The 21,159-nt window shown below is 70.9% G+C and carries 15 protein-coding genes; 8 read left to right on the top strand and 7 right to left on the bottom strand.

Going from position 1 to position 21,159, the window contains the following annotated elements; translation table 11 throughout:
* Positions 1 to 102: 102 nt before the first annotated feature.
* From crcB to ACTIGN_RS32460, 3 genes are all read right to left on the bottom strand, one after another.
* Entirely contained in the window at positions 103 to 516 is a 414-nt protein-coding gene (gene crcB / locus ACTIGN_RS32470; protein ID WP_439631807.1) for a fluoride efflux transporter CrcB, read from the bottom strand.
* A gap of 2 nt (positions 517 to 518) precedes the next feature.
* Positions 519 to 3,344 (bottom strand): hypothetical protein, encoded by a 2,826-nt coding sequence (locus ACTIGN_RS32465; protein ID WP_439631805.1) that lies wholly within the window; start codon positions 3,342 to 3,344, stop codon positions 519 to 521.
* Between the two features lie 210 nt (positions 3,345 to 3,554).
* Positions 3,555 to 3,926, bottom strand: a complete 372-nt coding sequence (locus ACTIGN_RS32460; RefSeq protein ID WP_439631803.1) for a TIGR03066 family protein — start codon at positions 3,924 to 3,926, stop codon at positions 3,555 to 3,557.
* Positions 3,927 to 4,361: 435 nt separating this feature from the next.
* On the opposite strand from ACTIGN_RS32460, the gene ACTIGN_RS32455 reads away from it, so the two are divergent.
* The gene (locus tag ACTIGN_RS32455) at positions 4,362 to 6,047 is read left to right on the top strand and encodes an alginate export family protein (RefSeq protein ID WP_439631801.1); all 1,686 of its coding nucleotides are present in this window, start codon (positions 4,362 to 4,364) and stop codon (positions 6,045 to 6,047) included.
* A 448-nt stretch (positions 6,048 to 6,495) separates the two neighbouring features.
* Positions 6,496 to 6,969: an FHA domain-containing protein gene (locus ACTIGN_RS32450; RefSeq protein ID WP_439631799.1), complete on the top strand. Its 474-nt coding sequence runs from the start codon at positions 6,496 to 6,498 to the stop codon at positions 6,967 to 6,969.
* Between the two features lie 20 nt (positions 6,970 to 6,989).
* On the opposite strand, the gene ACTIGN_RS32445 is transcribed toward ACTIGN_RS32450, so the two are convergent.
* Positions 6,990 to 7,943: an inorganic phosphate transporter gene (locus tag ACTIGN_RS32445; protein WP_439631797.1), complete on the bottom strand. Its 954-nt coding sequence runs from the start codon at positions 7,941 to 7,943 to the stop codon at positions 6,990 to 6,992.
* A gap of 8 nt (positions 7,944 to 7,951) precedes the next feature.
* Positions 7,952 to 8,890, bottom strand: a complete 939-nt coding sequence (locus ACTIGN_RS32440) for a sulfurtransferase (RefSeq protein ID WP_439631795.1) — start codon at positions 8,888 to 8,890, stop codon at positions 7,952 to 7,954.
* A gap of 700 nt (positions 8,891 to 9,590) precedes the next feature.
* On the opposite strand from ACTIGN_RS32440, the gene ACTIGN_RS32435 reads away from it, so the two are divergent.
* The 3 genes from ACTIGN_RS32435 (at position 9,591) to ACTIGN_RS32425 (ending at position 12,289) form a co-directional block, all read left to right on the top strand.
* The gene (locus ACTIGN_RS32435) at positions 9,591 to 9,767 is read left to right on the top strand and encodes a Flp family type IVb pilin (RefSeq protein WP_439631793.1); all 177 of its coding nucleotides are present in this window, start codon (positions 9,591 to 9,593) and stop codon (positions 9,765 to 9,767) included.
* A gap of 413 nt (positions 9,768 to 10,180) precedes the next feature.
* Entirely contained in the window at positions 10,181 to 11,077 is an 897-nt protein-coding gene (locus tag ACTIGN_RS32430) for an SGNH/GDSL hydrolase family protein (protein ID WP_439631791.1), read from the top strand.
* A gap of 306 nt (positions 11,078 to 11,383) precedes the next feature.
* On the top strand, positions 11,384 to 12,289 hold the full coding sequence (locus tag ACTIGN_RS32425) for a WD40 repeat domain-containing protein (RefSeq protein WP_439631789.1): 906 nt from the start codon (positions 11,384 to 11,386) through the stop codon (positions 12,287 to 12,289).
* Positions 12,290 to 12,489: 200 nt separating this feature from the next.
* Here the strand turns inward: ACTIGN_RS32425 and ACTIGN_RS32420 are convergent, their stop codons facing one another.
* The gene (locus tag ACTIGN_RS32420; RefSeq protein ID WP_439631787.1) at positions 12,490 to 15,807 is read right to left on the bottom strand and encodes a caspase family protein; all 3,318 of its coding nucleotides are present in this window, start codon (positions 15,805 to 15,807) and stop codon (positions 12,490 to 12,492) included.
* A gap of 90 nt (positions 15,808 to 15,897) precedes the next feature.
* Positions 15,898 to 16,953: a sugar phosphate isomerase/epimerase family protein gene (locus ACTIGN_RS32415; RefSeq protein WP_439631785.1), complete on the bottom strand. Its 1,056-nt coding sequence runs from the start codon at positions 16,951 to 16,953 to the stop codon at positions 15,898 to 15,900.
* A gap of 342 nt (positions 16,954 to 17,295) precedes the next feature.
* Here ACTIGN_RS32415 and ACTIGN_RS32410 point away from each other — a divergent pair, with 342 nt between their 5' ends.
* From ACTIGN_RS32410 to ACTIGN_RS32400, 3 genes are all read left to right on the top strand, one after another.
* Positions 17,296 to 18,249, top strand: a complete 954-nt coding sequence (locus ACTIGN_RS32410) for a GDP-L-fucose synthase family protein (protein WP_439631783.1) — start codon at positions 17,296 to 17,298, stop codon at positions 18,247 to 18,249.
* Positions 18,250 to 18,598: 349 nt separating this feature from the next.
* A complete protein-coding gene (locus tag ACTIGN_RS32405) occupies positions 18,599 to 18,967 on the top strand; it encodes a hypothetical protein (RefSeq protein ID WP_439631781.1) in 369 nt (122 codons plus the stop codon).
* Positions 18,968 to 19,148: 181 nt separating this feature from the next.
* Complete coding sequence (locus ACTIGN_RS32400; protein WP_439631779.1) at positions 19,149 to 21,080, top strand: glycosyltransferase family protein; 1,932 nt, start codon at positions 19,149 to 19,151, stop codon at positions 21,078 to 21,080.
* Positions 21,081 to 21,159: the final 79 nt, after the last annotated feature.

The raw sequence follows: 21,159 nt of genomic DNA, 5'->3' as shown, positions 1-21,159 counted from the left end.
GACGTGAGTCCCCCGGTGGAATCGCGTTTCCACCGGGGGACTCACGTCCCCCGCTCGCCCAAATCCAGAGGCATCAGAAGATGGGGGCCGCGCCCCGTCGCCTCACCCGTGCGGCGGGCCGGCGATCTTGAACGCGAGCCACACGCCGAACACGCCCGCGAGCACCGACCCGACCGCGTACACCGCCGCGAGCCAGCCCTTCCCGTCGCGGATCAACTCGAACGCCTCCAGGCTGAACGTCGAGAACGTCGTGAACCCGCCGCAGAACCCGGTGCCGAGCAGCAGGTACCAGGTCCGCTGCGCCGGGTCCGGGTGGCGCAGGAACGCCGCCGCGACGAGCCCCAGCACCACCGACCCGCTCACGTTGATGATGAGCGTCGCGAACGGGAACTCGACGCCGCCCTGCGCCCACGCGACGACCTTCCCGAGCCAGTACCGGGCGTTCGCCCCCATGCCGCCGCCGACGGCGAGGAGCGTGACCGGGTGGGCGGCAACCGCAACGAGCCAGTCGGGCATCGTCACTCCCACTCGAACTTGGCGCGGAGCGTCTCGCCGGCCGAGAACTCCAGTTGCACCGCGTCGCCGACCAGCGTGAGCGGGAGCAGCGCGTTCCCCTCGCCGTCGATCGTGGACGCGCGGAACGGGTCGCGGGCGAACCGCACCTCGGCCGCGCCGCCGAACCCCGCCGACTCGATGGCCCGCAGCGCCACCGCCCGGTTCGCCCCGTCGCCCGCGGCGCACGGCTGGAGCGACGTCACGATCAGGCTCGGCATGTCCACGTGCGCCAGCCACCCCGACACGCCGAAGTGCGGCGGGCCCTTCTCCGTCTCGACGATCGGGGTCGGGGACACCCACCCGGCCGCCGTCTGCATCGGCACGTCGCGGTCGGTCGCGAGCAGCAGGTCGAACGACCGCGATTGCTCGCCCTCGGGCACGAGGATCACGTCTGCCATCCGGTTGCCGTGGCGCTGGATGAACGGGAGCCCGCCGGTGAACAGGAACGACCGCTCGGAGCCGAGCCGCACCTCGAGGTAGTCCGGTGACACGGGGCGGGTCACCCCGGTCTGCGTGTTCGCGCCGTTGACCCCGCGGAACAACACGCCGCGCTCGTCGCGCCACCCGAACCGGGCCGCGTAGAAGGCGTGCCACGGGTAGCCCGTCGGCTCGTGCTTGACGTCGATCTCGACGCACAGTTCCAGCACCGGCCGGCCGAGCCAGGCGCGGAACCGCTGCCGGAACGTCGCCAGCACCTCGTCGCGGTCGTTCACCAGGTCGCCGGTGCTGACGATCTCGCCGAGCGCCGCGCCGCTGTTGGTCACCGAGACGTCGCGGGCCACCATCTTGCTGCCCGGGTTGAACACGAGCTGCTGCCCGAACCGGGTCTGCCGGGTCCGCATGTCGCGGAACGAGCGGATGCCGCCGGTGCCCGAGTCGATGTCGCACTCGAAGAACTCGTTGCGGACCGTGAGACCGTCGGCGAGCTTCATCTTCGGCTTCGGCGGCGCGGCGTTCCCCCCGCGCGGCACCCACGCGAACCCGAGCGACGGCACCTCGACCACGAGCCGCGCCGTGCCGTCGGCGGTGAACTCTGCGGCCTTCACCGGGTCGGCGACCGCGATCGCGCCGCGGAACCCCGGCACTTCGAGTGCGACCCGGCGAGTGAACCCGCACGGGTTGAACAGCAGCAGCCCGGGCTGCCCGTCGGCCGATCGCGTTTGGATGCGCGAAGCGAGCTTCTTGGCCCACGATGCTTCGATCTGTTCGAGGCGATTCGCCGGCTCCGGGCTCCCGACCCCGGACTCCTGATTGACCCCCGCGGTCTCGATCTCGGTCTCGACCGCGGCGAGGTCGGCGAGCAGCTTCGCCTCTTCTTCGCCGGGGCTCGGCGTTACGGAGCGGTGCAGCGAAGCGAGCGTGTACGCCGAGTCGATGCGGCGGCGCAGGCGGAGGTGGCGTGCGAACCCGGACACCGGCTCGCGCCGCCGCTGGTTCGTGACGCGGTCGTCGAGGTAGTCGTTGAAGAACTCGTCGGCCGGCTGCGTGCCGATGTAGTCGCCGCTGGTCGCGTCGGTGAAGTACCGGCTCAGGTTGATGAACTCGCCGAACACCGGGCACAGGTCGCCCAGCGCGAGCAGGTCGCGGTACGAGGCGAACGCTTGCTCGCCCTTGTGAGCAAGCGCAATAGTTGGAGCCGAGTCGGTGCTCGTCGCCTGGTGCATGTGGTAGACGAGGTTGAAGAACGTCATCGGGTCGTGCGCCGGGAGCGGCTCGCGGCAGAAGGCGTCGATGGCGCGGCCGTCCGGCCCCGGCCAGTTCACCGCCGTCGAGCGGATCGTCGGGATCAGGGCGGCGTCGCGGCTGATGAGCACCGCGTGCTTGTACCCCATGTGGTGGAGCCACCCGGGCAGTTGCGGGTGGAACGCGCTGGTCGTGCGGTTGTAGACCGCGGCGTCGGCGCCGAACAGCTTCCGCACGGTCGCACGCGCGGCCCGCAGGTTCCACCACTGCGACTCGGGCGGGAGCAGCGCGTCCTCGCGCTCCTTGTACGCCCCGCAGCACAGGTCGACGGCGCTCGGCAGGTCCTGGACGAACTTGGCCTTCAGTTCCGCGAGCCGCTCGGGCTCCTGCTCGGCGAGCTGCTCGAACACCTCCCCGGCCCCGCACACGCACACCGGCCAGCCCGACGCGAGCGACTCGGGCCACGCGGCCGCGAGGTTCTTCGGGTCGAGTTGCACGAAGTCGACCCAGTACATCCGCGACGAGTTGAGCTGCTCGCGGGCCTGCTGCAACTTCTCGGCGGCCGCCTTGAGGTGCTCGGTAAACGGCTCGTTGCGGGAAGCGGCCTCGGTCGCGGTCGTCACGTCGGCCCAGAACGCGGCCCCGTCGAGCAGGCGCACGTGGTCGGCGGCCTCGAACAGGTTGTCGAGCACGAGGTAGCCGAACCCGAGGCCGAGGAACGGCTGAACGACGTCGGCCGGGGCGTCGAGCAGCGGGTTGGTGGGCTCCTTCTCCCGGAGCGCGGCGACGAGGTTTTCGAGCGTCTCGGTGCGGCCCGGGGCGGGGTCGAACGCGAGCGCGCCGACATTCGCGACGCGGTCCCGCCAGTCGTCGGGCTGGAACAGGTGCGGGCCGCGGGGGGTGCAGTAGACCGCACCGGGCCGCGGGCTGTCGTGGTCGTAGCTGACGGACGCCTGCGGGGCCTGCGTCGCGCCGAACAGCGCGGCCGGGTGCCACAGGGCGGCGTACCCGTGGAGCCACGCGGCCGTCTCGTCCGCCGCGAGCTGCAGCGGGTACGACGTGGGCATCCGCGAGGCGGATAGGAGGTGGAGTTCGCGGTCGGGCATGGGTGTCGTCTTGCGGTCCGGGCCGGGAGCGGAGCCCCGACCGGAGTCCCGCGCGTCGCGACCGGCGGGGGCACCGACCATCTTACGAAGTCGGCGGCCCCGCCGCGCTCGCCGCTGGTGGGGCAGGCATTCGTGCCTGCCTCCCGACGCCCGGGCAGGCACGAATGCCTGCCCCACCGTATCGAGGCCCCGTAGGGGAACCCGGTCCCGTCACTTCGCCTTCACCTTCTTGAGCGTCTCTTCCTTACCCTTCGAGTCCTTGCTCACCATCTCGTCGTCGGTCAGCTTGCTCACGGTGAACGTCTCCTTCTCCTCCTTGCCGCCGAGCGCCATGACCACCTCGACCTTGTTCCCGTCCACCTTGTACGTCCCGTCGATCTTCTCCGACTTGTCGCCGACGGTCACCGTCAGGGTCACCTTGCCGGCCTCGGCGAACTCGACGACCATCTTCGGCGCGCCCTCCTTTGCCTTGGCCGCCTCCCACTTCCCGATCAACTTCTTGGCGTCGATCTTCTGGTCTTGGCCCGCGGCGGTCGCCCCGGCGAACCCCAGCACCACGACCGCGCACAAAACTGCTCGCATGTGTCGTCCCCGCGTTTGGTCCGGCGCGGGCGTCGCGCCGGTGAGAGCAGGGTACGGGTTCCCCCGGCCGTGCCCACCCGCCGCGGACGACGCGGACCCACGCCCCGGGCCGCCCGTGCCGCGGGTTCGCGCACCGCCGCGTTGAGTTGTGCCCGGTCGCCGGGCACCAGTTTGAGGTCGATTTGCGGCGCTGGCGCGGGCTGATCCGGTTGTGCCGGCCAGATGTGGTTACCCACACCACTCTCCTGTTGTCGAGCGCGGCAATCGCTCCGTCGCGACCACCCCCCCGCCGATACACGGGACATCCGCACGGGTGAGAAAGGGAATCTCACGTGCCCGGACCGCCGGCGGGCACACGGTGCCCAGCCCGACACCCCGACGAGGCACCCCGCCCGTTCGGTACGCAGGACGCGGATCGGTCTACAGGAGGTAGCGATGAAATACTGGGTTCGCAACACGTTAGCGGCGCTCGGCCTGGGCGCCGCTGCCGGCTCGGTCGCGGCGCAGGCCCCGGCCGCCCTGCCCGAGTCGCTCCCGGCCGCGACGGCCCCGGCCGAGGTCGAAGCGCCCCCCGGCGAGGCGGTCCCGCCCGCGGCACCCCCCGCGCCGGGGGCCGCGGCCGCGCCGTGCGCCGCGTGCGGCGACGGGGCCTTCGACTTCAAGAAGGTGCCACCGGTCCGGGCCATGCCGCGGCTCGGGATGTTCTTCATCCCGCCGTCCGGCCCGGGGTACTACTCCGCTCTGGACCGGCTCCGCGACGAGGTCAAGGAGAAGCCCCCGCAGACCGGGTACCTGCCGTTCGCCGCGATGCCGTTCTCGAACTTCGACGCCGACTGGCGGTTCCTGGACAACCCGAAGACGCCCCCGACCGACTGGGCCGAGCGGCTCAAGCGGGTCCACCTCGGCGACAACTGGCTGTTCTCGACCGGCGGCCAGGCGTGGTATCGGTACTTCGACGAGCAGAACTCCCGCCTCACGGGCCTGCACAACAGCTACAACCAGTACCGCGCCCGGGTGTACGGGGACCTGTGGTACAAGGACGTGTTCCGGGTCTACGCCGAGGGGATCTTCGCGGGCACCTACGGGCTCGACCTGCCGCCGCTGCCGATCGACACCGACCAGAACGACTTCCTGAACCTGTTCGTGGACCTGAAGCTCTGGGAGATCAACGGCAACGGGGTGTACGGCCGGGTGGGCCGGCAGGAGATCCTGCTCGGCTCGCAGCGGCTCGTCTCGCCGCTGGAGTGGGCCAACACCCGCCGCACGTTCGAGGGCGCCCGGGTCATGTACACGGGCGAGAAGTTCAACTTCGACGCGTTCTGGCTGCAGCCGGTGATCCCCAACGAGCGGGGGATCGACCGGGTCGATGCGAACATCAACTTCGCCGGGGCGTGGGGCACGTACAAGCCGAAGAAGGGCACGACGCTCGACCTGTACTACTTGTTCTTCGACAACAAGAGCCCGGTCGTCCAGAGCGGGATCACCCGCGCCCCGAACACGATCAACACGATCGGGTCGCGGTACGCCGGGGACAAGGACGGCGGGCTCCTCTGGGACTTCGAGGGCGCGCTGCAGTTCGGCCAGCAGGGGACCAACAACCTGTTCGCCGGGATGGCGACCGCGGGCGTCGGGTACCACTGGAAGGACGTGGCGTGGAACCCGACCGCGTGGCTGTACTACGACTACGCGAGCGGCGACAACAACCCGAACGCGGGGACGTTCAACACGTTCAACCAGCTCTTCCCGTTCGGGCACTACTACATGGGCTGGGCCGACGTGGTCGGGCGGCAGAACATCCACGACATCAGCGCCTCGCTCACGTTCTACCCGGCGAAGTGGATCACGACGTGGTTCCAGGTCCACAACTTCTGGCTCGCAAACTCGAAGGACGCGCTGTACGGGCCGGGCGGCGGCGCGCTGCGGCGCGACCCGACCGGCGCGGCCGGGAGCTTCGTGGGGAACGAGATCGACACGATCCTGAACTTCCACCTGTCGAAGCGGACCGACCTGCTCGTCTCCTACGCGTACCTGTTCGCCGGCGACTTCCTCCGCAACACCCAGCCGGGCGGCGGCAACGCCAACGTCGGCACCCTGTCGGTCATCATGAACTACCGGTGGTGACCGCCCGCGTTGCCCGCGGGTCTTTCCGGGCCTGGGGGATCCCCCCGGCCCGGAACGACCCGCGGGCCGCCCCCGCCTCGGGCGACCGGTTCCACATCCGCGTCACTTTTCGCGCCGCAATGCGCCCCCGCCAGCGAACCGCCCACTCGGGGCCGGCGTACCGGAATCACCGGCCGGCCGCCCGTCCGACCCATGAAGTTCCCGTGAATACGTGGGTGTTCGCAGTTGCCGCCCCGGAGCTCGAGACTATCGCTAGGGGGGTGGCGAGCGGCGGTACTCGCCGCCCCTCCCGCTGGGTTCCGCTCTCCTCGCGGGCACCCACCCGTACGCGACGCGGTCGGACGATCCACCGAGAACGGGCGAGCGTTCGCCCCGAATACGGGACGCCTCCCGACCGACCGCGGCACTCGCCCCCTTGTGTCCCGAAGAGCCGAGCGGACCACCCGTAATGAATACGACCACCAAACCCGCACTCAGCCTCGTCGTCGCCGCCGGCCCCCACGAGGGCCGGGCCATCCCGCTGGTGCTGCCGTTCGTGATCGGCCGCGCGGCCGGGTGCCACCTCCGCCCGGCCAGCGCGCTGGTCAGTCACGAGCACTGCGTCATCGAAGAGCGCGACGGCCGCGCCGTCATCCGCGACCTGGACAGCACCAACGGCACGTTCCTCAACGACGACCTGTTACTGGCGGACTGCCCGCTCAACGACGGCGACGAGGTGCGGGTCGGGCCGCTCCGGTTCATCGTCCGCATCGCGGGCTCGCCCCAGCGGCGGTCCGGGGGGGACACCGTCGTGGCCGTCCGGGCGCAGGGCGAGACGGTCACCGACCGCGAGCACATGACCGAGGACGAGGCCGCCCGGCTCCTGGGCGAGGACGACGAACCGGCGGGCGAGGCGACCGAGGAGCACCCGCCGGTCGGGTGACCCGCGGGAGCAGGGGGCGGTCAGGCCGCGGTCAGCGCCGCGTAAGCGGCCGCCGCGAGCGCGGCCCCGCACGGGACCGTGCTGACCCACGCGAGGAGGATCTCGCCCGCCTTCCGCCAGTGGGCCCGGCCGCCGGCCGCGCCGATCCCGAGCAGCGCGCCCACGCTCACGTGAGTGGTGCTCACCGGCAGGCCGTGCAGGCTCGCGGTGGTGACCAGTCCGGCGGTCACGAGGCTCGCGGCGAACCCCTCCCCGGGGTTCATGTCGGCCACCTTCTTGCCGAGCGTCTCGGCGACCCGGTCGATGTCGAGCAGGCCGCCCAGAGCGACCGCCGCGGCGACGGCCAGGAACCCCAACCCCACATCCATCCCGGGCACCGCGAGCACCAGCGCGGCCATCTTCGGCGTGTCGTTCAGACCGCGGGCGAAGCTCGCGACGCCGGCACTCAGGACGTGCGCCGCGTCGAGCGCCGGCGTGCGGCGGTCCGGCAGCAACCCGGCCGCCCTGAGCACGAGCGCCAGCGCCGCCCCGGCGGCGGCCGCGACGACGGGGCTGAAGAACAGCGGGTACGCGAACAGCGTCACGAGCGCCGCGAACCGCACCTCGCCGCTGCCGGCCAGCCCCGCGCCCGCGAGCGCGCCGACCAGCGCGTGCGTCGTCGAGACGGGGAACCCGAGGCGGGTCGCGAGGAAGCTCGTCGCCGCGGCGCCGAGGGCCACAGCGCACAGAAAGGCCGGGTCGGCCACGAGCGCGTCGGGCACGACGCCGCGGCCGCCGAACGCGGCCACCAGCCCCCGGGCCAGGAACAGCGCCGCGACCGACCCGGCGAACGTCGCCGCGGTCCCCCACCGGGCCGCGGCCCGCAGGGTCGTGGTCCCGCTGCCGTAGAGCGACGCGACGCCCTTGAAGTTGGCGTTCGCGCCGTTCGTGAACGCGACGAAGCACGCCGCCAGGAACAGGGTCGCGGGGAGCATGGGGCGGCCTACTTCGACGTGTTTTCCTTGGTCTCGGCCGGGTGCTGCTTGAGCGCGGCGTACTCCTTCCACGACCCCTCGTAGAGCCGCACGTTCGGGTACTTCGCGACGTGCCGCAGGTAGAACCGCAGCAGGCTCCCCTCGCGCGAGGTGCCGCAGTACACGAGGATCTCCTTGTCCGGCGTCAGCCCCGCGGCCTCCAGTTCGGCCCTCACCTTCTCGAACGGCAGGAACTGGTGGGTGTTGTCCTTGTCCATCAGCCGCGCCCAGTGAAAGCTGATCGCCCCGGGGATGTGCCCCTTCCGCAGCCAGACGTCGTCGTCGCCGACGTACTCGTTGTGCGGCCGGGCGTCCACGAGCACCGCGCCGGGCTTCCGCTTCAGGACGTCGTCGACCGTCAGGGCGATCTCCGGGTTCCCCTTCTCGGGCAGCGCCCCCTTCGGGTTACCGAAGTACTCCTGCGTGACGGGGAGCTTCGCGGCCGCCCACGCGGGCAGCCCGCCGTCCACGATGCGGACGTCCTTGACCCCGTACTTCTCCAGGACGTAGGCGACCATGCTGGCGCTGAGGATCTCGTCGTTGGGCAGTTTGGCGCCGGTGGCGTAGATGAGGTGGGTGCGGTCCTTGTCCACCCCGGCGCGGACGAGCAGCGCCCGGGTGAGGTCGTCCGGGAGGTACTGCACGGGGACGCCGTTGTCGGTGCCGCGGAGCGTGTCGAAGTTCAGGTGGTGGGCGGTCGGCAGGTGGCCGCGGAAGTAGTCCTTGTACCCGCCGCGGGTGTCGAGCACGACGGGCCGCTTGGCCGGGTCGGGCGACGCGATGAGCTTCTGCGCCTCGGCCGGCGAGATGATGCCGGGGTCCGCCCGGAGCGCCCCACCGGAGAGCGCGAGGGCGAGTACCGCGGCGGCCGCACGGAGCGGGAGCGGGGCCAGAGCGAGGGGGTTCATGGGGTGCGGTCTCGTGTCGCCGTGATACGTGCCCAGGTGACAAATTATGACCCCGGGGCCGCCCGACCACGGGCCCGCCCCGCGCACCCGGCTCTCGGAGCCCGAGGGGTCGGGCGGCCACCGCTCAAGCGGATTCTGGAAGTACCCTGCCGCCGCACCCGGTCCGGTTGAGTCGTCCGACCGATTGGGCCGCTCGGGGCGGGCCGTTCGGAAGAAATTCTCCCCCGCACGCCGCGCGAGTCCCTTTCTGCCCCGACCTGAGTTGGCAGTACACAGACCCGCGCCGATTCGCCAGTCGCCACCCTTCGAGACAGGTCCGTGCGTTTGCGGGTGCCGCCCGCAGGCCGCTCCGGGATCGCGCCGAACCCCTGAGCCGACAACGGTCAGGGGGCCCCGCGGGCGCGTGCTGCCCGGGTGGGGCGAACCGACGCGATCGGGTGCGGATACAATCGCGCGTCCACAACCGCTCAGCGAGACGGGCGTTGCGACTCGCAATTCAGACCGAGGCACGAGCGGGTGCCGACGGCCCGAATGCCGGGAAATCCGACATGCTTCCCAACCCATCCAGACAGAAAAACTTGTCCGACGGGACGAGTGGAACTAGACATCAGTGCCGGCGCAGCACCCGCAAACAGGCCCACCTCTCGCAAGGTGCCCTGCCCAACCTCAGCGCCAGTGGTCCCACCCGACGGAGAGTCCCATGCGTAGCCTGACGAAGAATCTGGTGTCGTTCATCAAGAAGGAAGACGGTCCGACGGCGGTCGAGTACGCCGTGATGCTGGCCCTCATCATTGTGGTCTGCATCGCCGCCGTGACGGCCCTCGGGAAGAACGCCAACAACACGTTCTCCAAGGCCGGCTCCGCCGTCACGTCGTGACGGCCGGGCGGTCCCGGGCGCGGCCCCGCCGCGCAAGCCCCCGCGTTGCGGGCGTCCGTGTGTGCAACCCACACGCAAGCCCGCAACGTACACGGGACGGACCCCGATGGCCGCCGCACTCCTCGCTGACGCACTGACCCTCGTCCTCACCACCGCGGTGGTCGCGTCGGTCACGTTCCAGCTCTTCACCACCCTCCGCCTCGGCTACCGGCTGTTGCGGGGCTGATTCGTCAGCCCGCTCCCGGTGTTCCGCCCGGGCACCCCCGCGCTCCCCCGCGCTCCGACGGCGGCCGCCCCGCACACGCTGCGGGACTGGCCGTGCCGCCCCCCGCGACCATGATGACCACACCGGTCGGCCCCGCGAGTCTCCCTCGCGGCGGCACGCCGGCGGGTCACACGCTCCGGGAGGAGTCATGGTTCGCGTCGCCGCACTCGCCGCCGTCCTGCTCGCCGCACCCGCGGTCCGGGCGCAGGAGGCCGGTTCGCTCGCCGGGAAGCGGGTGGTGTTCCTCGGGGACAGTATCACGCAGGCCGGCGGGTACGTCGCCCTCGTCAGCTATTACCTGGAAAAGCTCCACCCAAAGGCGGACTTCGACGTCCTCGGCCTGGGGCTCGCGAGCGAGACGCTCTCGGGGCTGAGCGAGGACGGCCACGCCGGCGGAAAGTTCCCCCGCCCGTGCGTCTTCGAGCGGCTCGGCCGCCTGCTGGACCGGGCCAAGCCCGATGTCGTCTTCGCGTGCTACGGGATCAACGACGGCATCTACCAGCCGCTCGACAAGGAGCGGTTCGGGGCGTTCCAGAAGGGCGTCACCAAGCTGATCGAGCAGTGCAAGGCGGCCGGCGTGAAGGAGGTGTACCTCGTCACCCCGCCGATCTACGACTTCGCTCCGAAGGCCGGCGAGTTCAACTACGACGCGGTGCTGACCGAGTACGCGAAGTGGGAGACCGAACTGAAGGTGCCCGGGGTGACGGTGATCGACCTGCACGCCGCCATGCGGAAGGCGCGCGACGCCCGCACCGAGCCGTTCTCACGGGACAAGGTCCACCCCGGCGACGAAGGCCACGTGCTGATGGCCCGCACGGTCCTGGCGGCCCTCGGGGAGAATGTGCCCGACGAGGCGTTCGCGGACGTCCAGAAGGACCCGCTGTTCAAGCTGGTCGCCGCGAAGCGGGCGCTGCGGTCGGGCGGGTGGATGAAGCACGTCGGGTACACGCGCGAGGCGAAGGTCGACCCGCAACCGCTCGGCGCGACCGAGACGGACGCCGCCAAACTGCAAGAGAAGATCGACGCGCTGCGGCGCGTCAAGTAACCGAACAGACGGTGTCGGGGGTCCGCGCACCGGCCCCGGCGCGTCGCCCGGTCCGGTCCGGGACCGGCCGCGTGTTCCTGAGGGGCCGATCGCCCTCGCGCTCCTGCGCGCGGGCGTCGCGCCGCCGCTCGGTCCGAGCGGTCGCGCGTCCGACAACCGTTCCGGCGACGAACGCCATCGCGGCGAGGACCAGAGCCGCCAGTTCCGTGTTTTCCATGTGCGTGCTTCACCGGGTTCGCGTCCGACCTGCGACTCCCGGTGCAAGCGCCGTGCCGGGTTCAACGCGACTCCCCCGCCAGGACCGACATGAGGCGACTCGAAGGGCACACCGGGAACGTGCGGGCGGTCGCGTTCGCCCCGGACGGCCGACTCGTCTCCGCGGGAGACGACCGGACCGTCCGCGTGTGGGACCGCACGGGCACGGGCGCGGTCGTCGCAAAGGCGAGCGGCCCGGTGTACGCCGTCGCCATCAGCCCCGACGGCCGCTCGCTCGCCTACGCCGGGCGACACCCGCGCAACGCCGACGGCGGCACCCCGGTTCCGGTATGCGATATGGCCACGGGCCGAGCGCTCGCCGAGCCGGACCTCCCCCACGTCCAGTTCCCGCGGTCGGTGTGGTCGCTGTCGTTCTCCCACGACGGGCGGACGCTGGCCGCGGCGGCCCGCCGGCTCGGCGGCGGGAACATCACCGCCGGGGCCGGCGGCCACTGGTGGAACCCGGGCGGCGACGGCCCCCTCTCCGATACCACTGCCTTCTCGCTCGCCTTCGCCCCGGACCGCCCGCTCCTCGCCGTTGCGGGTGACGGGCGCGTCGGGTTCTCCTCGGTCGCGGGGGGACCGGCGGAGGTGTCGCACGCGCTCGCGGCGTCGCGGCCCGAGGCGGTCGCGTTCCTCCCCGGCTCGGCCGGGGCGGTCGTGGCGGCGGGCAGCTACCTGTACCTCGTTGATGCGGCGAAGCCCGGCAAGCCGCGGAAGATCAAAACGGCGTCGCGGGTGCTAACGTGCGCGGCCGCGTTCCCGGGCGGCCGGTCGGTGGTGGCCGGCGGCAAGCCGGGCGGGGTCGAGGTGTTCGACGCCGCGACCGGCACCGTGCGGGCGGCCTACGACTTCGAGTTGGGCGGGGTGTTCGGCGTCGCGGTCGCCCCCGACGGGCTGACGTTCGCCGTCGCCGGGGAGCGCGGCCTCGTCGTGTGCGACGCCGAGGGGTGGTAGCGGTCGCGGTTCTCAATGGTTCCGGGCGACACGGACACCCCTCGTCCGGAACCATCCTGAAGTCCGGAATCAACCACACTTGACCGGAAGAATGACCGTCATGGCAAGCAGCCGAGCCGCAAGCAGCAAAGCGTTAAGTGCTTGCGGCGTCCGTGACGAGGACCGGTCAGGAATCGCCCGCTCGGACACTCCGGAACCATTCACGGTTTCGAGATCGGGAACGAGCGGACCGTCGGCGGTCGGCCGGTGGTCGGGTTCTGGCGGCCGCCGCTGAGTTGGGCGACCCGCAGCGTCGCGTACACGTCGAGTTCGTGCATGTAGACGACGCCGTCCTTGTTGAAGTCGGCCTTGCCCGCGAGCCCCTCGACCAGCCCGAGCGTGAAGAACCCGGCCTTCGTCGCGGGGCTTTCGAGTGAGTACTCCATCCCCAGCGACGAGCACATGACCACGACGCCGTAGTCGTCGGTCACCAGGTCGCGGACGAGGTTGTCGGCCCGGCCCGCGGCGGGCTTGGCCCTCGGCGGGCGGCCGCCCTTCGGCTCGGGTGTCCCGCTCGCGGCCCCGGAGTGGCAGGCGTCGAGCACGGCGACCAGCCGGCCGGGCATGTTCTCCAGCCGGCTCTTGAACTCGTCGCCGGACACGCACGTCTTCGCGAAGTCGTCGGTCACGTCCACGGGGACGAGGTAGAACGCGCCGGTCCGCGGGTCGCGGGCCCCGTGCCCGGAGAACGAGAACACGCCCACGTCCTTCGCGGTCATCTTCCCCTTGAGCCAGTCGAGCCCCTCCAGGATGCCGGACCGGGTCGCGTCCCGGTCCGTCACGACCCTCACCTCGATCGTCCCGAACACGGGCCTCGACTTGTCCCGCAGCGCGCCGGTGAGCAGCGTGGCGTCGGACGCGGCGTAGTTGAGCTTCATGTCGCCGGGGTAGTCGGACACGCCGACGGCCAGCACGTACAGGTTGGGGAGCTGCACCTTCCCCTGGAACGTGACCGCGACCGGAGTCGAGACGCCCTTGCTGACGGCCGACTCGGCCTGTGCGGAGAGCGTGTGCGGCCCCGGCGGGAGCGAGACCTGCCACGTCGCCTCGGCCTTCACCTGGGCCGGGTCGAACTTCTGGACCCCGGCGGCCCCCTCGTACGGCCGTCCGTCCACGAGGAGCCGCACGGCCGTGATCGGGTTCTTCGCGGTCCCCGTGGCGGCGGCCCGGACCGCGACCTTGTCGGTAGCGGCCGCCGGCGCGTTGAGCGTCACGGCGGGCGGCAGCACGTCGGCCAGGCCGGTCGCCGCGACCGCCTGCCGGTCGTACTTCGCGGCCATCGCCAGCGCGAGCTGCAGGTTCCCGGCCGGGACGAGGTACTTCAGCACGTCCGGCTGGTACAGCGACGCGCGGAACCGCACCGCCGGGTGGACGCTCGGCTCGCGGTCGATCCCGTTGTTCAACTGCCACCCGATGAGCCGCTCGCCGTGGGGCGAACAGGCGTAGTACCCCCGCGGGGTCCACGCGATCCACTCGCGGTTCACGCCGAACACCGACAGCAGCGGCTCGCTCTGGTCCGGCGACCACACGCGCACGATTTGATCGCTCGACCCGGTGACGAAGTGCCGGCCGTCGGGCGCCGGGGCGACCGCCGTGGTCAGCCCGTTGTCGCCGTGGAACCGCCGCAGTTCGGCCCCGGTGCGGGCGTCGATCAGGTACATCGCGAACGACGCGCCGACCACGATCCCCTTGCCCGGGACGATCGACACGCTGTAGATGCGGTTCCCCGCGGGTGCGGCCGTGTGCCGGTACAGTTGCCTGCCGTTCTCCGACACGGTGAAGCTGAAGAAGTCGTTCACCGTCACCGACAGGCCGCCGGCGTCGCGGACGTGCCGCTGGTACGCGGCGGGGTTGGGCCGCGGGCCGGCGGTCAGTTCGTCGAGTCGCAGCGAGGAGTCGAGGGCCGCGAGGCCGTCCGGCCCCGCCCCGTTGACCGACCCCCACGCGACCGACTTCCCGTCGCGGCCCCAGCCGACCGCCCACAGCCCGCGGCTCGCGCCGGCGAACCTGCGGACCACCGTGCCGTCGCTCGTCTTCCACACGACCGTCTCGTGCGCCTCGCCGCCCGAGGTGACGGCCAGCGACCCGTCGGCGTTGCACGCCACGGCCCGCACGGTGTTCGAGTGCTCCTTCACGGTCACCGGCCGGTCGCCGGTCGCCACGTCGATGACGCCGACCCACCCGCTGTACGCGATGCCGCCGTAGATCAGTTGCTTGTCGCCGGGGAGGAACCGCATCTGGTTGATCTGCATCGGCGCGCCGCGCTCCAGGACCGGCGGGATCGTTCGGAGCGGCGTGCCGGCCGCGTCGTACAGGTACACCTCCCCGCTGACGCACCCGACCGCGAGCGTCTTGCCGTCGGAGGACCAGTCGATGGTGTTCGGCTTCTTCCCGGTCAGATCGATCACCGCGACCGGTTTCGTGCGGTCGGCCGGTGACCAGATCGCCACCGTGCTCTCGCGGCCGACGGTGGCGATCACGGGGTTCTTCGGGTTGAACCGCACGCCGACGATGCTGTCGCGGTGTGCCGGCGTCTCGTACACGGACCTCCCGCCGTCGATCTCGATGACCTGGAGCGTGCCGTTCCCGCACCCGACCGCGAGCCGCTTGCCGTCCGGGGAGTAGTCGAGCGCCGTCTGCACCTCGCGCGACCCGCCGACCACCTTTTCGTACTCGCCGGTGGCGGTGGACAGGACGTAGATCGGCAGCCCGGACCTGCCGCGGTTCAGCGGGAACGCGCCGATCGCCAGGTGCTTGCCGTCGGGCGACAGCGCCGCCCCGTGCGGGATGCCCTCGATGTCCGGGCCGGCCGGGAGCGGGACGGTGACGAGCGACTCGCCGGTCGCGATGCTCCAGAACCGCACGGCCTTGTCGTCGCCGATGGTGATGACGCGCTCGCCGTCCGGGGTGAAGAACGCGTGCTTGACGAACGCCGTGTGCCCGCCCGGGTCGAGCGTCAGCACCGGCCGGCGGTCGGTCGGCGGCAGGGGCGGGAGTTCGGGCAGCGGCCCGACGGGCTTGAACGCAGCGGCGCGAGCGAACACGTCGTCCTCGCCAGCGCCGACCGGTTGATCGGGTGGAAAGGTGGGCTGCGGCTCGGGGCTCGGAACCGGGTCCGGAACCGGGACCGGCGGGTTCGGGTTCGGGGGCGTGGGAACCGGGTTCGGGTTCGGCCGCGGTTGCTGCCTCGGCGCGGCCTTCGCGGGCGGGTCGGTCTTCGCCGCGTCCTTCCCCTTGTCCTTGTCTTTGCCGCCGCTGGTGGCGAGGACCACGACCGCGGCGACCAGCGCGGCGCCGAGCAGCGCGCCGCCGACGATCAGGGGCGCCTTCGACTTCGCGGCCGCGGGGCCGACGACTTCGGTGAACTCGTGGTCGCACTGCCGGCAGGTGAGCGTGACCTCGGTCTCCTTGCGGACGGCCCGGACCTCGCGCACCACGCGGGCGTCGCACTCGGGGCAGCGGACCTTGATCGTCGGCATGAGGGCACCACCGGTGGAACGACGGGTGCCCGATTCTAGCAGACGGCACCGCATGGCGGTGGGACAATTCTCCGACCGACTCGACCCCTTTTAACCCGGGACCAACCCGACCTTCGCGGCGTGTGCGAACGACGCGCGCACGTTGCGGTCCTCGGCCGCGAGTTGCTCGTCCGGCTTCAACTGCGTCACCCGTTGGAGCGGCTCCTTGCGCGCGTGCGCCCGGACCAGGCGCAGCGCGACCGCCAGGTCGCGGCCGGGGACCGCGGCCAGCGTCGCCCAGTACTTCTCGCCCAGGCACGGGACCGCCAGCGGGTCGCGGGTGATCATCTCCAGGTGGAACCGCGCCCGCGGCGCCGCCTTCCGCACCGCGGCCACCACCGCCTTCAGATCGAGGGCGCCCTGCCCCAGCGGCACCTCGGCCATGCGGAACCCGTCGGCCGCGTCTTCGAGCCCGATGTCCTTCAGGTGGACCGTCAGCGTCAGCGGGGCGAGTGCTTCCGCGACGCCGACCGGGTCTTCGAGCAGCGCCAGGTTGTTGCCGGTGTCGAGGCACACGCCGACCCACTCGCTGCCGAGCTTCTTCAGAAGGGCGACGAGTTCGTCGGTGCGGAAGTCCTTGTGGTTCTCGACCGCGAGCGCGACCTTCTCGGCCCGTGCGATCGGCTCGGCGACCCGGAGCACCTCCGCGGCGCGCTTCGCGAACGCGGCGTAGTCGCCGGCGGTCCCGAACACCTCGTACCGCCGGCCGGGCGAGAGCACGGTGCGGACCACCGTTGCACCGCAGGTGCGGGCCGCGGCGAGTTCGGCGGCGAACCGCTCGGCGTCGGCCCGGCCGTCCCTCGGCGGCGCGACGATCCCCTCGACGCCCGTACCGAGCTTGTCGGCCGCGGCGCGCACGAGTTTGGCGTCCGCTTCCGGCCGCGCCCCGAGGGGCAGTTGGACGGCCGCCGCGCCGCGGGCCTTCGCGAACTCCAGGAACCGCACCGGGTCGGCGAACCCCGTGTCCTTCTCGGCGGCCGCTCTGCGGCCGTAGGAGTAGAGGAGCAGCCCCAGGTTCGCGGCGGGGGGCGGCTCGGCGGCCGCGGTCGCCCGACCGGAAGCAGCGGCCAGGCCGAGTGCGGTGAACTCGCGGCGGGTCATCGTCATGGGTGGGCCACGTCGGGGTGTCGGGGCGGCACGGGACGCTCCCCAGTCTACCCGCCCCGCCGGGCCGGCAACACGCCCCAGAGTGCCCGCGTTGCGCCGATCGCCCCGCCCGGCGCTGCTTTACGAGCTGACCGGCACGCGCGACAGGATTGTCCCGGACTTCAGTATTTCCGGAACAAGTTCTCTCACTTTCTGTCCAGAAGGTGGCCGATATACACCCGGCAGTCACACGGACCGTCGCGCGGACCGCACCGGGGGAGTGCGAGTTCGCCGGCCCGCCCTCGGGGCCGACTTCGCCCACGCGCCGGCGGACGGTCGCGACACTTGCTACGGGTGCAAAGCATGGCACGCTTCGCCGATAAACGGATCCTGGTCACCGGCGGCGGCGGGTTCCTCGGGGGCCACGTCCTCGCCGAGCTTCGTGCCGCGGGGTGCCGGAACGTCTTCGCGCCGCGACAGGCCGAGTACGACCTCACCCTGCAGCGGCAGGTCGGCCGGCTGCTCGACGACACGCGGCCGGAGGTGGTCGTCCACCTCGCGGCGGCCGTCGGCGGCATCGGCGCGAACCAGGCCAACCCCGGCGCGTTCATGTACCGCAACCTCATCATGGGGACGGAACTGATCGACGCCTCGATGCGGGCCGGGGTCGAGAAGCTGGTAATGATCGGGACGACGTGCTCGTACCCGCGGGCCGCCTCCCTGCCGCTCAAGGAAGCCGACCTGTGGGCCGGCTACCCGGAGCCGACAACGGCCCCGTACGGCCTCGCGAAGCGGGTGCTCATGGCGCAGGCCGCCGCGTACCGCGAGCAGTACGGGTTCAAGACGGCCAACCTGCTGCTCACGAACCTGTACGGCACCGGGGACTCGTTCGACCTCCAGAACTCGCACGTCGTGCCGGCGATGATCCGCAAGTGCATCGAGGCGCACGAGCGCCGCCAGCCGGTCCTGCAACTGTGGGGCACCGGCCGCGCGACCCGCGACTTCCTGTACGCCGCGGACGCGGCCCGCGCGATCCGCCTCGCGGCCGAGAACCTCGACACGCCCGACCCGGTTAACGTCGGCACCGGGGTCGAGACCTCGACGGCCGAACTCGCGTTCACCATCGCCGAGAAGGTCGGGTACCGCGGCGAGATCCGGTTCGACGCCGGCCGCCCTGACGGGCACCCGCGCCGCTACCTCGATACCGCCCGGTGCAAGCAGGTGCTCGGGTTCGAGCCGACGGTGAGCCTCGCCGACGGCCTCGACCGCACCATCACCTGGTACCTGTCGCAGACCGCCAACCGCGCCGCGGCGTGAGCGGGCGTGGGGTGTCGGTATCTTGTTCCGGGAAGTTCGACGCGCGCGGCTCCACAGAAGCAATGATTGGCTCACCGTCGGCAAACGAATGCCACCGTTGAGTAGGTTTGGTCGCCTCGCTGCACGATCGCCGATCCAGCTATCCTGAGTTCAGCAAGCCTCGGTGCAGTTTATGCCATCGGAACTTCCAACGAACGGGATGCCGTGCCCACATTGCGAGTGGCAAGTTGTCACGAGATGCAAACTCTGCCCATTCTGTGAAAAGCCGCTACCCCCAGAGTTTCACCTACCAAGCACGCATGGCGTTTCACGTCCATTACGCCACAAAGGATGTGGACGGGCCACAGTCGTGACCGGCGACAATTTTCATATGCTATCAAATCCGTACATCGGTGTTGCCTGGTTTCACTGCCCATCCTGCAACGCAAAGGATTTTATTTCCGGTTTTGAGTGGGCTGATACAGGCGAGGACGTGGTCGCGTTTCGTCGGCGTGTGAGGAAATATACACCAAAGTTGCTGCGATTCTTTCGCGAAGGGTATGTGTTCTGGTTAGCAATCGCCCTCGGTGTCCTCACATGGCTGATCGCGAGAGAGTTTGTGCAGGGCGATCGACTCCTATTCCTGAAGTGTATGGGTGGCTGGATTGGAGCGGCGCTCGCTGCGTTCCTTGTCTCTGAACCACTCGCAGCGCGAATTGATTACCGCGACCATACATGAAGAATGCCACCCATCTGCTCCACGTGGGCGGCTGGTACGCTTGGGGGTTCAGCCTGCTGATGGCATTGGCAATTTGGACCACGGCTTGACCTCGGGAACATCGTTCGGAGATGACTCAGACCTCACGGGGAGTATCCCCGTCGCTCGATACAAGACGTTTGCGTCACGGAGGACGGAGCCGATGCGCGTTGTAGTCCACGACTGCTTCCCGAACCACGAGACCGCCGAGAAGGAACTGGTCCACCGGTTCCTGAAAGCGTTCAACAACATGGGCTGGGAGGTCGCCCGCGCCGGCACGTCGGCCGACGTGATGGCGTTCCGGCCGGACTGCGTCCTCGCCACGCACTACACGACGCCCAAGGCGACCGAGTTCCCGACCATCGGGATGATGACCAACCCGCCGGAATACTTCGACCTGTTCCCGGGCTCGCTCACCAACCTGCTCAGCTACGACGCCTTCCTGCCCGGGTCGCCCGCGGTGATCCGCCACATCGAGGACCTGCACTTCTCGACCGGCAAGGAACCGCTCATCGACGACAGCTTCTTCTACCTGAGCAGCCCGCGGACCGCGTTCCCGGACAAGCCCCCGGCCGAGCGGCGGCTGTTCTACGTCGGCATGCGGTGGGACGCCGGGGCGCGGCACGGCGACCTGTTCCAGCGGCTCGCCGCCGCGGTGCCCCTCGACATCTACGGCCCGAAGGACCGGTGGCGCGACCTCGCCCACTGCTACCGCGGCCGCGTGCCGTACGACGGCGTGTCGATGATCGACCGCATCCGCGAGGCCGGCATTGCCCTGGCGATCCACTCGCCCGAGCACCTGCGGTACGGCATCCCGACGATGCGGGTGTTCGAGTCGCTCGCGGCCGGGGCGGTGGTCATCACCGACGCCGCTGAGTTCGGCCGCGAGCACTTCGGCGACAGCGTGCTCTACGTCGAGAAGTCCGGCGGCCGCGACTTCGTCGACCAGATCGCCGAGCACGTCAACTGGGTCCGCAAGAACCCGGCCGAGGCCGAGCGCAAGGCCCGCACCGCCCACGGGATCTTCGTCGAGAAGTTCTGCCTCGAACGGCTGTTCGCGAAGCTCCCGGCACTGGTCGAGCGGATCAAGGAGCACTCCGGGTACAACCGGCCGAAGCTGGTGAGCGTGCCGGGGGCACCGGAGCCGGCCCAGCCCCCGACGGTCGAGTACGTCGTGCGCGCCGGCACCCGCCCCGCACACTTCGTGCGCCGGGCTCTCGACTCGCTCAAGAACCAGTCGCACCCGAACGTCGCCGTGGTCCTGGTGTGGCTCGGCGACGAGGCCGACCTCGACGCCGTCACCCGCGAGTACCGCCACGCGTTCCTGTCGCTCAAGGTCGTGCGGGCGAAGGCCACCGGCATCCGGAGCGAGGCGCTGTGGGCCGGGCTCGGGGCGCTCACCGCCCCGTTCTTCGGGGTGCTCGACGACGACGACTACCTGCACCCGAACCACGTCGCCACGCTGGTGCCGCTGCTCACCGGGCCGCGGGCCGCGAAGATGGCCCGGTCCGGCGGCGTCCGGGTGCAGGAGGACGCGGGCCACTACGAGGACCAGTCCCACTTCCACGGGCCGCTCGGCGACTTCTGCTCCGAGAACCGCACCCTCGCGTACTGGGGGCCGGTGCCCGACGCGCAGCTCCTCGACGGCAACAAGTACGTCCTGTCGCACTCGTGGGTCGCGGCCCGCGAACTGCTGACGCAGGCCCCGCTCCGCGACCCGCACCTGCCGGTGAACGAGGACCTGTTCCTGTACGCGGTGCTGTCGGGCCGGTCCCCGTGCGCGTTCTCGTGGCGCGGCACGGTCGAGTGGAACTGGCGGTCCGCGACCCGGGACAACGCCTGCCTCAGCGACGGGAACTTCCTCGAATCGGTCGACCGGCTCCGGCTCCGGCTCACGTACGCGACCGGGTGGATCGGCCGGCTGTCCACCCTCCTCGCGCCGAAGAAGCCCCCGGTCTCGGCCGCGACCGGGCTGTGGCGGGCGGTCACGCAGGTCGGCCGCCTCCGCGGGCGCGTCGAGCGCGGGCTCGCGATCGTGAAGAAGGACGGGATCAAGGGGCTGTACCGGCGGCTCACCCGGGTCGGCACCCACTGACCCGCGGGACCGCTGTTCGCCGGTGCCCCTCACCGTTCCGGTGTAGAATGACCGCAGACCAGGTGGCGAGCCCCCTCTC

Origin of the sequence: Gemmata sp., from assembly GCF_051859125.1 — a bacterium.
In the GTDB taxonomy this organism is placed as follows: Bacteria; Planctomycetota; Planctomycetia; order Gemmatales; family Gemmataceae; genus Gemmata.
Note: the sequence above shows the minus strand (reverse complement) of the source record. Positions and strands in the feature narration are given on the sequence as shown.